The sequence below is a fragment of the Streptomyces sp. ATLC9 genome, from assembly GCF_057196705.1.
Map to the genome: position 1 here is coordinate 23182 of NZ_JBXUOY010000019.1, position 11598 is coordinate 34779.

The following is an 11598-nucleotide window of genomic DNA, read 5'->3' on the forward strand; positions in this document are numbered from 1 at the left end:
GGTGTCCTCAAACCTCCCTGCTCTTCAGGACCTCGGCCAGTCCCGGCGCCTCCCGGTCCCGCCGGGACATCGAGGTGACCGGCAGCGGCCAGTCGATGGCGAGATCCGGATCGTCGAAGGCGATCGTCACGTCCTCGGCCGGATCGTGCGGGCGGTCGATCCGGTAGGAGGTGTCGGCGGTGTCGGTCAGCGCCTGGAAGCCGTGCGCGCACCCCGCCGGGATGTACAGGGTCGTCTGCGTCTCGCCGGACAGCTCGAAGGAAGCCCGGCCCAGGTAGGTCGGCGAGCCGGGTCGCAGGTCCACGACGACATCGAAGATCCTCCCGTACGAGCACCGCACCAGCTTGGCCTCGCCGGCGCCGGAGCGCAGATGCAGGCCGCGCAGCACGCCCCGGACCGAGCGGGACAGGCTGTCCTGGACGAAGGCGTCCGGGTCGAGGCCCACCGAGCGGACCACGTCGGCGTCGAAGGTGCGGCAGAAGAAGCCGCGCTCGTCGGCGTACGGCGTCGGCTCGAACAGGTACGCCCCGGTGATCTCCGGGACTTCGGTCGCCTTCATGGAACCTCTTTCGCAACGTGGGTGGGGTCGGATGCCGGGAACAGGGCCGAGTTCAGGGCGGCGAACTGCCGCTCGACGCGCCGGACGGCGTCCAGGTTCCGCTCGGTGAGGGTGCGCCGCAGCTCCGCCGACCGCCGTTCCAGCTCGTGGAACTGTTCGAGCAGCCGGTCGGCATCGGTTTCGCGGGCCGGATGGCAGTACGGACCCAGCCCCATCCGGGCCATGAGCGCGTCGCTCTTCGCCGAGTAACTGAGTGCGAGGGTCGGTGTGCCGGTCTTCAGCGCGCAGACCAGGTTGTGGTATCGGGTCGCCACCACGGTGTCGGCGGCCGACATCTCCTTCATCAGCTCGGCCTGCGAGGCCGTCTCGGCGGCGCTGACCAGCGGCGAGTCCACCGCGTCGATGATCGCGTCGACCACCGGCCGGTCGAGTTCGTCACCGGTGACCAGCCGGACGGGCCTGCCGCCCTCGACCAGCGCGCGGACGAAACGGGTCGTCCCGTCGAGGTAGCGCCGGTGGATCTCCCCGGCCCGGTCGCGCTCGTCGTTGCTCCCGTGGAAGTCCATGACGCCGACGCAGACCAGGCCGGACGGGCCCGAGGGCACGCTCGCCGCCGGTGTCGGCAGGGCGAACGCCAGGTCCTCGTAGACCTCGTCGCGCCCGGTGTCCACGCCCATCGCCCGCATCGCGTCGCGGGACACGGTGTCCCGGTACGACCGGTACGCGGCCAGCCGCGTGGACCAGCGCGTCAGGGCCCGGGTCGGCCGGTCGCCGATCGTGCCGGCGCCGACGCTGACGAGCGCGACCCGGGTGCGCAGCAGCCGGCCGGTCGCGCAGAGCAGGAACAGCGAGTACGGGAAACCCCACGGCCGCAGCGGCAGCGTGGTCTCCAGCACGCCCATGCCCGGCACGATCACCACGTCGTGCCGGCGCGCCCAGGCGGCGGTGCGGACGGCATCGACGAGTTTGCCCAGCCCCTTGGCCGCGATCGCGGCCGCACGTGACGCGGTCCGGTACTCGCCGCGGTACCAGTGCAGCCGCGTCGCGGGGATCCCGTACCGGGCCGTGACGATCTCGGGGCCGCCGCACATCGCGTCCACGGCCGCCTCCGGATGCTCGGCGCGGAGGTATCCGAGCACGGCCTCGAGCGACCCGTCGTTGCCGATGTTGCCCGAGCCGAGCAGGCCGAACACCCCTACCCGCGGGGGCCTCACGCCTTCCTCCCCTCGCGGCCGGCGACGAGTGCGTCGACGGAGACGGCGAGCCGGTCCGGGTCGACCGGGGCGCGGTCCTCGACCCGCTCGCCGGCGCCCGGCCGGACCCGGCTGGTCGCCCACGCGGCCAGGTGGCGGTAGCAGGCGCGCCGGTCGGCCGGGGACAACGGCGCCCGCCGGACCGCGGCGACGAAGCCCCAGACGTACTCGGCGAGCAGCCGGGGCGTCGGGTGCAGCGGGCCCGCCCGGCGCGGGTCCAGGTTGACGCACCGGGAACGCTTGGAGGGGTTCGCCCGCTCGGCGCGGGTGGGGTGGTCGCGGCGGAAGTACAGCAGCTCCGGCACCTGGTGGAAGGGTCCGTGCAGGGTGATCTCGGCGACGAACACGCGGTCCGCGTGGTGGTAGCTGCCGTGCGGCTTCACCCGGCGCAGCACGTCGGCCCGCATCACCCCGTAGAAGTCGTCGCCGCCGGGCTCGAACAGCAGGCTGCGGAAGCGCTCCGGCGCGTACGGCGAGTCGGTGGCCAGCCCGTACTCGTAGGGAACCTTCACCCGGCCGTCGCCGTCGATCACCGCCTGGCCGCTGTGCGCGAGGATCGCGTCCGGCCGTTCGTCCAGCGCATCCACGCAGCGCCGCAGCAGGTCGCGGGCGTACAGGTCGTCGTGCGAGGCCCATTTGAACAGTTCGCCGCGGCACTGGGTGAACACGTGGTTGTGGTTCGGCGCGGCGCCGATGTTCCGGGTCAGCCGGAGGTACCGGACGCGGGAGTCCCGCGCGGCGTACTTCCGGCAGATGTCCCGCGTCCCGTCGGTCGAGGCGTTGTCGGAGACGACCAGCTCGAAGTCCTCGTAGGTCTGGCCGAGCAGGGCGTCGAGCGCCTCGGCGAGGTACTCCTCGCCGTTGTACACGGGCAGGCCGATACTCAGCCGGGGATGGGTGGTCACGGTGTCCTCACTTCGGGGATGGGGATGGGGTGATGCTCGCGCAGGGCGGACCGGAGCTGGAGCCACCACACGGCCGAGCCGCAGGCGGCCGCGGCGGCGACGCCCCAGGCCGAGCCGGCCGTGCCGGCCACGGCCGCCCCGCCGATCCCGCCGACGACGTAGCAGGCGGAGGCGAACATCTGGCAGCGCAGGCTGCGCCGGGCCGCGGCGAGTGCGCGGAGCCCGGCCGCCGCACCGGTGCCGAGGCCGGCGCCCGCGACGCCGAGCGTGACCGGCACGATGATCTCCGAGGCGGCGGGCCAGACGTCACCGAGGACGAGCCCGCCGAGCCGGTCCGGCACCAGCAGCAGCGCCGCGCCCCACAGCAGCGCGCCGACGGCCTGCCCGCCGCCGAGGAGCAGGCAGAACGCCCCGAGCCGCCGCGGGGCCTGCCGCAGCACCCGCGCCGCCTCGGCGACGGTGACCAGGGACAGTCCCATCAGCACGGCGAGGAACGGGCCGAGCAGCAGCTCGGCGCCCCGGATCACCCCCACCGCGCCGACCCCGGCGATCGCGCCGAGCCCGTACGCCCGCAACTGGCTCGACCCGCTGACGCCGACGTTCTCGACCAGGTACCGGTGGCCGAGGTCACGGTGGTCGCGGTGCCACGCGCGCGCCCCGGCCGGCCGGGGCAGGACGCCGGACTGGAGGCAGCCGTACCCCGCGGCCACCGCGGCGGAACCGCCCCAGGCGAGCAGGAAGGCGGTCACGCTGCCGACCCGGGCCGCCACCACCATGGCCGGGACGAGCGCGACGCCCCACACGACGTCGTTGACGAACGCCTTCCGGCCGGTGCCGGCGGCGAAGAACGCGTACCGCCAGGCGTCCTGCAGCAGCAGCCCCGGCAGCACGAGGCCGAGACCGGCGAACGCGGCCCCCACCTGGCCGCCGATGCTCAGCCCGGCGACCAGGCACGCCGTACCGATACCGGCACCGACCCAGAGCGCGGTACCCGACGACCGGGCCACCGCCCCGCGCCAGGACGCCTCCGGCACGCCGCTGAAACGCACCACGAGCGGGTCGGTGGCCAGCCCGCGGGAGACGTTGAGCACCACGCCGTAGGTCACCCAGGCCAGACTGAACACACCGAACGCGGTGAGTCCCAGCGAGCGTGCCACGTAGATGCCCACCGCGAAGTTGGACAGGCTGGAGGCCGCCTGGTCGGCCAGTCCCCAGGACAGCCGCCCGGCGACGGCCCGCCGGGCGGTCCGCCGGGCTGCCGCGCCCGGGGCCGCCTCCTCCTCGGTGGTCATCGGCGTCACCCCTTGACCAGCCCGGCGCCGTGCAGGGCGTCGGCCGCGGCGGCGACGGTCTCGAACGGCAGCCCGGACCGCTCGGAGACGTCCAGCAGACTGTGCTCGCCGTCGGAGAGGCTGAGCACCCAGAGCATGGCCATCTGGGCCTGCTTGGCGTCGCTGCGGCCGCCGAGCGAGTCGTACAGCCCGCGCCGGCCCAGCTGCGGCTCGCCGTGGGGGCTGAGATTGACGTACCGACGGTTGCGGTCCAGCACGGCGAACGCCTCGCGGCACAGGGCGAGGGTGTCGGCCATCGCCCGGGGGGAGACGAAGTCCAGGTCGTCCGCCGAGGTGTGGTACTCGGGGTAGCCGGCGTACGGGGTCCGGCTGAGCGAGCCCACACCGAGATCGAACCCGGGCGAGCAGAACTGCCGCTCGTCGTAGCCGTACGGAGTGAACTCGACGACGCGGTGCGGTCGTTCGGAGGCGGCCAGCACGTGCCCCATCACCCGGTCGATCTCCGCGTCGCCGCGTCTGCTCCGCTTGTACGTCAGTGGCCCCGGGTCGCCGGCGCAGGCCAGCACCAGCCCGTGCCTGACCCGTTCCACCCGCTCCGCGTTGCGGGCCAGCCAGGTGATCGCCCCGATGGTGCCGGGCGCGAACAGGAACCGGTAGGTGTAGTACGGCGTGTGCTCCGCCAGTGCCCGGGCCAGGAACGTGGCCACCGCGACGCCGGCCAGGTTGTCGTTGGCCAGCGAGGGGTGGCAGACGTGGCAGGAGACGATCACCTCGTCGGGGACCTGCCCGGGGACCACGTGCTCGGCGTAGGTGAGGTGGCCGTCGGCGAGCGTGGAGTCGATGCGCACCTCGTACTCGCCCTCCGGCATCGCGTCCAGGGTCTCCTGGGCCAGGCAGAACCCCCAGTCCGGCTTGTAGTAACTGGTGCGGTACGGCACCCAGGACGGGTGGTCCGGCAGGGTGTGCAGGTGTGCGCGCAGCTCGGCCAGCGGCATGGTCGCCGCCACCGGCACGCTGTAGCCGAGCACGTGCAGGCTGGACGCGGCGAAGTCGACGACCCGGTTGCCGGCGCCGTCGGCGATGTAGGCGTCCCGGATGTTCCACTCCTGCGGCACCGTCCAGTCCAGGACCCGAGTCCCGGTCGGTACCTCGTGCACCCGCAGCGGGACGTACTCGCCGACGATCTCCAAGGTGGCGCGCACACCGTCGCCGGTGATGCTCCGGCACAGCGGGTACAACCGCTCCACCAGCGCGTACATCTCCTCCCCGGCCGCGGTCACCGGTGCCACCGCAGGGTGTCGTCGACGGTGCCGGCGCCGGACGCCGCGCGCAGCACGGCCAGCCGGGTGAAGCGCTGCTCGAAGGACTCCCGGGTCAGCCCGTACTTCCGGTAGGCGTCGGCGAGTTCGAGCGCGCCACGCTTCACCGTCCACTCGCACTCGAAACCGGGCACCGCGGCGCGGAACCGGGAGAAGTCCACCCGGTAGGAGCGCGGATCGGCGCCGGTCTCCCCGGTGATCACCACCCGCGAGCCGGGCACCGCCTCGGCGACCTGAGCGGCGATCTCGGCGACCGTGACGTTGTTGGTCTCGCTGCCGATGTTGAACGCCCGGTCGTGCACCGACTCCCGCGGTGCGGCCAGCGCGGCGGCGAAGGCCCGTGCGATGTCGGCGGCGTGCACCAGCGGACGCCAGGGGGTGCCGTCGGAGAGCACCAGCACCTCGCCGGACAGCAGCGCGTGGCCCACCAGGTTGTTCAGCACGATGTCGGCGCGCAGCCGGGGCGAGTGGCCGAAGGCGGTGGCGTTGCGCATGTACACCGGGCTGAAGTCGCCGTCGGCCAGCTCGTGCAGGTCGTCCTCCACCCGCACCTTGGACTCCGCGTACGGCGTCACCGGGCGCAGCGGGGCGTCCTCGGCCACCAGGTCCGCCGGCGCGCCGCCGCCGGCGGCGCCGTAGACCGAGCAGGTCGAGGCGTACAGGAAGCGCCGCACTCCGGCGTCGCGGGCCAGCCGGGCCAGCCGCACGGACGCGTGGTGGTTGATGTCGTAGGTGAGCTCCGGCGCCAGGGCGCCCAGCGGGTCGTTGGACAGGGCGGCCAGGTGGATCACGGCGTCCACCCCGGCCACGTGTTCGGCCGTGACGTCACGCAGGTCCACCCTCCGGCCCGGCGGGTCGGCGGGCGGCGGGCCCAGCACGCAGTCGGCGAACAGGCCGGAGTCCAGCCCGACGACCTCGTGGCCCGCGGCCGTGAGGACCGGGGCCATCACGGTCCCCAGGTAGCCCTGGTGTCCGGTCAGCAGTACGCGCAAGGTTCATTCCCCCAGGTCGAGAGTGATTTTTGTGACGGCGAACGCCTCGGCGTAGCGTTCGTGGCATTCGATGCCGCGGATCCGCGCGAGGCCGAGGAACGCCTCCCGGTCGTACCAGGGCCGGTGCCGCTGCGAGGGGTAGTGCTCCTGCAGCAGCCGCACCTTCTGTTCGGCGATCCGGGGCGACAGCGGCTGGTACGCGGTCGGACGGCCGAGGTCGCCGTCCCACTTGACGATCTCGTAGCCGAGTACGAGGTGGTCGCGGAACGCGGTGGGCACCAGCCGCGCCAGGCCGCGGTGGTCCTGGTGCGCGTCCTCGGCGCGCGGGGCCAGAACGAGATCCGGCTCGGTCCGCCCACGCAGCTCCTCGACCGCGGCCTTGGCCTCCTCCCAGTGCGCCGGCACCCGGCCGTCCGGCAGTTTGAGCACGGTCAGCCGCAGGTCGGCGCCGGGGCAGAAGGCGGTGAGCGCGGCCCGCTCCTCCTCCTCCCGCTCGCCGCCGCCGCCGGAGAGCACCAGCGCGTCGACGCGGACGCCCGGCCGCGCGCGGCACAGCGTCAGCAGGGTGCCGCCGGCGCCGATGGCGATGTCGTCGCAGTGCGCGCCCACCGCGGCGATCCGCTCCGGGCGTCCGGCGCCGAGCCGGATCACGCGCTCACCCCCGCGCCGCCCTGCTCCCACACGGCCCACGGCCGGTCGCCCCGGGCGTAGGCCTCGTCGAGCGCGGCCCGCTCCTTGACGGTGTCGGTCGGCTTCCAGAAGCCGCGGTGCTGGTGCGCCACCAGCCGGCCGCGCTTGGCCAGCCGGGCGCACCCGTCGGCGACCAGGTCCCCGTTCTCCGGAATGTGGTCGAAGACCTCCTGGCGGAGCACGAAGTAGCCGCCGTTCTCCCACAGCGGCAGTTCGCTCACCGGGGTGATGCCGCCCACCAGGCCGTCGTCGCCCAGGTCCACGCAGTGGAAGGAGGACTGCGGCGGCACCACCATCATCGACGCGCCCGCGCCGCGCCGGGCGAACTTCTCGATCATCTCCGGCAGCGGGGCGTCGGTGAGCACGTCGGCGTAGTTGGCCAGGAACATCTCGTCGCCGTCCAGGTGGTGCCGCACCCGGCGCAGCCGCTCCCCGATCGGTGACTCGATACCGGTCTGCGCGAACGTGATCGTCCAGTCGGAGATGTCGGTGGACAGCAGCTCGGTGCGTCCGCCGCGCAGCACGAAGTCGTTGGACGTCGTCTCCTCGTAGTTGAGGAAGAAGTCCTTGATGTGGTGGGCCCCGTAGCCGAGGCACAGGATGAACTCCGTGTGCCCGAAGTGCGCGTAGTAGCGCATGACGTGCCAGATCAGCGGCCGCGGGCCGACCATCGCCATCGGCTTGGGCACGTCGTCCGCGGTGCCGTTGCGCATCCGCATCCCGTAACCGCCGCAGAACAGTACGACCTTCATCGCTTGACCTCGACAATGCTCAGTTCCGGTATGGGGAAGACCAGCCGGCCGCCCCAGTCGTGCACGAAGGACAGCTGCTCGACCAGCTCCTCCCGCAGGTTCCAGGGGAGGACGAGGACGTAGTCCGGCCGGTCCTCGGCTATCCGCTCGGGCGGCAGGACCGGGATGCGGGTGCCCGGGGTGAACCTGCCGTGCTTGTAGGGGTTGCGGTCGACCGTGTAGGGGAGCAGGTCGGGCCGGATACCGCAGTGGTTGAGCAGGGTGTTGCCCTTGCCCGGGGCGCCGTAGCCGACGACCGTCTCGCCGCGCTCGGCCGCCTCGACGAGGAACCGCAGCAGGTCCCGGCGGACCCTGGCCACCCGGGCGGAGAACTCGGTGTACCCCGACAGCTCCCGCAGCCCGGCGGCCTTCTCCCGGTCCAGCACCTCGGCCACCCTCCGGCCCGGCTCGCCGGCCACCTCGGCCGGCCGGGCCCACAGCCGGACGGAACCGCCGTGCGTCGGCAGCAGCTCGACGTCCACGAGTGCGAGCCCCCCGCTGGCCAGCGCCCGGGCCGCGGACGCGACCGTGTAGTACTGGAAGTGCTCGTGGTAGATCGTGTCGTACTGGTTCTCCTCGATCAGGGTCAGCAGGTGCTGCACCTCGATGGAGACCCAGCCGTCGTCGGCGACCAGGGCGCGCAGTCCCCGTGTGAACCCGACCACGTCGGGGATGTGCGCGTACACGTTGTTGGCCACCACCAGGTCCGCCGGGCCGTGCTCGGAGCGGACGGCCGAGCCGGTGGCCGGGTCCAGGAACTCCGTGAGGGTGGGCACGCCCGCCTCCCGCGCCGCGGCGCCGACGTTCACCGAGGGCTCGATGCCCAGGCAGCGGATCCCGCGGTCCACCAGGTGCCTCAGCAGGTACCCGTCGTTGCTCGCGACCTCGACCACGAAGGAGTCGTGGCCGAGGCCCAGCCGCCGCACGGCGCCGGTGACGAAGGTGCGCGCGTGCTCCACCCAGGAGGTCGAGTAGGAGGAGAAGTACGCGTACTGCGTGAAGGTCTCCTCCGGCGTGATCAGCGGAGGGATCTGCGCGAGCCAGCAGTCGGTGCAGACCCGCAGGTGCAGCGGGTAGGTCGGCTCCGGCCGGTCCAGCTGGTCCGCGGCGAGGAAGCTCTCGCACGGCGGAGTCGCCCCGAGGTCGACCACGCTCGCCAGCGCCGCCGAGCCGCAGAGTCGGCATCGTGTCATCTACTGCCCCCATCCCGCTCGCGCGGGCGCACCCGTCGCGAGCCAGTGCTGTCGTTCCCTGCCGGCGGCGGGTCGTCCCCGCCGCCGGACCGACCCGCGATCGCGGTGCGGTATCCATCCACCAGGCGCTCCAGCCCGACGGCCGGGCTGAAGCCCTGCTCGTAGCGGAGCCGGGCCGCCCGGCCCATCTCCCGGCCCAGGGCCGGACCGGCCGTCACCCGGCGCAGGCAGGACGCGAGCGAGGCGGACTCGCCCGGCCGGTGCAGCAGCCCGGTCACCCCGTCCTCGACGAGTTCGACGAAGGCGCCGTGACCGGCGGCGACGGCCGGGACCCCCGCCGCCATCGCCTCCACGACCACCAGGCCGAACGCCTCCAGCCAGGTGGAGGGGGCCACCACGGCGACCGACCGCGCGATGGCCCGCCGGCACTGAGCCGTGTCGTACAGGCCGGCGTAGCGCACGTCGTCCCGGCCCGCCGCCCAGGCGGCCACCTCCCGCTCCAGCGGCCCCGTGCCGGCGATCACGAGCGGTACGCCCACACCGCCGCCGGCGGCGAGTTCGTCCCAGGCGGCCATGAGCAGCCGCACACCCTTGGCCTCCGCGAGCCGGCCGAGATAGAGCAGATGCTCCCCGGCGCCCGCCCGGCGGGCGCCGGGACCGGGGTCGGGCACGAAGTTGTGCTTGACCGCCAGCCGCCCGGGCGGCATGCCGGCCCGCACCAGGACGTCGCGCTGCGCCGCGGAGATGCAGAAGAACCGCTCCACGCCCGACCACCACCGCCGCCTGTTGACCGACAGGCTGACCGCGAGCGGGACCGTCGCCAGCCGGGAGCCCCGGTAGCAGCCGTGCCGGACGGCGGGCAGTGGCGCGGTCCCGACGCACTCGGCGCACGGCCGCCCGTCCCGCTGCAGCGTGCCGGGCGGGCATACCTGGGTGTAGTTGTGCAGCGTGGCGACGGCGGGCACACCGGCGTCGGCGCAGGCGGCCAGCACAGCCGGCGACAGGAGCGGGAAGACGTTGTGGACGTGCACCACGTCCGGCCTCTCGGCGCGGAGCCGGTCGGCGAGCTCCGCGCGGACCGCCGGGTTCCACGGCACCAGCAGCGGCAGCACGGCCTTGGCCGGCAGGGAGCGGGCGGCGATGTCGTCGCTGCGCCGCTCGAACACCCCGACCCGGTGGCCGGCCCCGCGCAGCAGCTCCACCTCCTGGTCGACGACCTTGTTCTCCCCGCTCGGCTGCGCCGAGGCGTAGCGGTTGTGCACCACCAGGACGTGCATGCTCAGATCACCTCCGATGTCCGGGCCGATCCCGGAGCGCGTCGTCGAGGTACTTCGGTGGTCGGGGAAGGGGCGGTCGCGGCGGGCGGCGTCAGCAGCGAGGCGGCCACGGCCAGATGCAGCAGGTACGGCGAGGCGTCGCCCAGTCCGGCCTCGGTGTACGACGCGATCGCGCAGTAGCCGATCAGGAAGATCGCGCAGGCCCTCGACAGCGACGGCGGCCGCAGCAGCGCGACGCCGCCCAGCACGACGATGACCGCCGCCACCAGGGCGACACCGGTCAGACCCTGCTCGTGGTAGACGGCCAGCCAGCTGTTGTCGATCGGCAGCCCGCCGAAGGACTTGTCGCCCAGACCCGTGCCGAACAGCTGCTCCGACGCGGTCCTGGGCGCCGCCAGCAGGGCGTCCCAGACCTTGGCCCGTCCGGTGAGGCTGGTGAAGTTCTCCTGGCTCTGCCCGCGCAGGAACCACGCCTGGAGCACGGAACCGAACCCCACCGCGGCCACGGTGGTGCACAGCACCACCCAGGTGAAGAACCGGCGGGCGGCGGTGCTGGTCAGGGTGAGCGAGCCGACCGCCAACGCCAGCCCGACGAGCAGGCCGAGCGTGGCCGTCCGGGTATGGGTCAGCATGAGCACGACGAGCGCCGGCACGATGACGACCGCCGCGCTGCCCCTGCCGGTTCGGCGGCCCAGGACGAGCAGCACGGCCAGCCCCGTGATCACCGCGGCGTACTGCCCGATCTGCGGCGGGGTGAGCGGCCACAGGGCGCCGACCAGCCGTCCGCCGTAGAGCTCGGGCATGGCGGCGCCCGGCGAGACGACCGCGCCGGCGACCACCGACCCGAGGACCGCGAAGTACATCCGGATGTGGTGGCGGACGAACGTGGGGCTCCCGTCCCACCAGCGGCTGAGCAGCCACAGCGTGCTGACGAAGAGAGCCAGCCGGGCACAGCGGAAGAGCGCCCCGAACCCGGCCCCCAGGTCCGCGCTGGAGACCACGCTCGGCACCAGCAGCAGGGTGAGCAGGAACACGAAGGCGTTCGGCCGGATGCGCACCCGGGGGTTGATCGCGAGCGCCAGCACGAACGCGGCGGCCAGCGCACCCATGGTGACCATCTGGATGAGGGAGCGGGGCAGCGGGATGACGGTCTCCGCCCCGGCGGAGCCGAGCGTGTTGAGGATCAGCAGCCCCCAGACCGTCCCGACGGTCCTCGGCGTGCGATTCGCGTTCATCCCGGCCACCGCCCCCGTGCGGGCCGGACGCCGCCCGCGTCCCGCCGGTACGGCGCGCTCCCGCGGCCGGCCGCCGCCGGCGGGGCCGGTGC

At 73.5% G+C, this 11598-nt stretch carries 11 protein-coding genes; all 11 read right to left on the reverse strand.

From position 1 onward, the window contains the following. Positions 1 to 7: 7 nt before the first annotated feature. From rfbC to AC2CJA_RS04010, 11 genes are read right to left on the reverse strand one after another with little or no spacing between them, the layout of a single operon-like run. Positions 8 to 559, reverse strand: coding sequence for a dTDP-4-dehydrorhamnose 3,5-epimerase (gene rfbC, locus AC2CJA_RS03960; RefSeq protein ID WP_484601242.1), 552 nt, complete (start codon positions 557 to 559; stop codon positions 8 to 10). Further along, the gene (locus AC2CJA_RS03965; protein WP_484601243.1) at positions 556 to 1773 is read right to left on the reverse strand and encodes a polysaccharide pyruvyl transferase family protein; all 1218 of its coding nucleotides are present in this window, start codon (positions 1771 to 1773) and stop codon (positions 556 to 558) included. The genes rfbC and AC2CJA_RS03965 overlap by 4 nt, the downstream gene beginning before the upstream one ends. Continuing rightward, the gene (locus AC2CJA_RS03970; RefSeq protein ID WP_484601244.1) at positions 1770 to 2717 is read right to left on the reverse strand and encodes a glycosyltransferase family 2 protein; all 948 of its coding nucleotides are present in this window, start codon (positions 2715 to 2717) and stop codon (positions 1770 to 1772) included. Before AC2CJA_RS03970 ends, AC2CJA_RS03965 begins: the two co-directional genes overlap by 4 nt. Next, a complete protein-coding gene (locus AC2CJA_RS03975; RefSeq protein WP_484601245.1) occupies positions 2714 to 4009 on the reverse strand; it encodes a hypothetical protein in 1296 nt (431 codons plus the stop codon). The genes AC2CJA_RS03970 and AC2CJA_RS03975 overlap by 4 nt, the downstream gene beginning before the upstream one ends. Positions 4010 to 4014: 5 nt before the next feature. Then, the gene (locus AC2CJA_RS03980; protein WP_484601246.1) at positions 4015 to 5298 is read right to left on the reverse strand and encodes a DUF4910 domain-containing protein; all 1284 of its coding nucleotides are present in this window, start codon (positions 5296 to 5298) and stop codon (positions 4015 to 4017) included. Then, a complete protein-coding gene (locus tag AC2CJA_RS03985) occupies positions 5286 to 6320 on the reverse strand; it encodes an NAD-dependent epimerase/dehydratase family protein (protein ID WP_484601247.1) in 1035 nt (344 codons plus the stop codon). Before AC2CJA_RS03985 ends, AC2CJA_RS03980 begins: the two co-directional genes overlap by 13 nt. Before the next feature lie 3 nt (positions 6321 to 6323). Then, positions 6324 to 6971, reverse strand: a complete 648-nt coding sequence (locus tag AC2CJA_RS03990) for a PIG-L deacetylase family protein (RefSeq protein ID WP_484601248.1) — start codon at positions 6969 to 6971, stop codon at positions 6324 to 6326. Then, complete coding sequence (locus tag AC2CJA_RS03995; protein WP_484601249.1) at positions 6968 to 7762, reverse strand: sugar phosphate nucleotidyltransferase; 795 nt, start codon at positions 7760 to 7762, stop codon at positions 6968 to 6970. The genes AC2CJA_RS03990 and AC2CJA_RS03995 overlap by 4 nt, the downstream gene beginning before the upstream one ends. Then, the gene (locus AC2CJA_RS04000) at positions 7759 to 8994 is read right to left on the reverse strand and encodes a class I SAM-dependent methyltransferase (RefSeq protein ID WP_484601250.1); all 1236 of its coding nucleotides are present in this window, start codon (positions 8992 to 8994) and stop codon (positions 7759 to 7761) included. The genes AC2CJA_RS03995 and AC2CJA_RS04000 overlap by 4 nt, the downstream gene beginning before the upstream one ends. Next, a complete protein-coding gene (locus AC2CJA_RS04005; protein ID WP_484601251.1) occupies positions 8991 to 10271 on the reverse strand; it encodes a glycosyltransferase in 1281 nt (426 codons plus the stop codon). Before AC2CJA_RS04005 ends, AC2CJA_RS04000 begins: the two co-directional genes overlap by 4 nt. A 2-nt stretch (positions 10272 to 10273) precedes the next feature. After that, a complete protein-coding gene (locus tag AC2CJA_RS04010) occupies positions 10274 to 11506 on the reverse strand; it encodes an O-antigen ligase domain-containing protein (RefSeq protein WP_484601252.1) in 1233 nt (410 codons plus the stop codon). Positions 11507 to 11598 lie beyond the last annotated feature (92 nt).

What these genes read in the sequence shown, in the direction of transcription:
- AC2CJA_RS04000 (WP_484601250.1), bottom strand. Translation starts at nt 8,994, where the DNA reads ATGACACGATGCCGACTCTGCGGCTCGGCGGCGCTGGCGAGCGTGGTC.
- AC2CJA_RS04005 (WP_484601251.1), bottom strand. Translation starts at nt 10,271, where the DNA reads ATGCACGTCCTGGTGGTGCACAACCGCTACGCCTCGGCGCAGCCGAGC.
- AC2CJA_RS03975 (WP_484601245.1), bottom strand. Translation starts at nt 4,009, where the DNA reads ATGACCACCGAGGAGGAGGCGGCCCCGGGCGCGGCAGCCCGGCGGACC.
- AC2CJA_RS04010 (WP_484601252.1), bottom strand. Translation starts at nt 11,506, where the DNA reads ATGAACGCGAATCGCACGCCGAGGACCGTCGGGACGGTCTGGGGGCTG.
- AC2CJA_RS03995 (WP_484601249.1), bottom strand. Translation starts at nt 7,762, where the DNA reads ATGAAGGTCGTACTGTTCTGCGGCGGTTACGGGATGCGGATGCGCAAC.
- rfbC (WP_484601242.1), bottom strand. Translation starts at nt 559, where the DNA reads ATGAAGGCGACCGAAGTCCCGGAGATCACCGGGGCGTACCTGTTCGAG.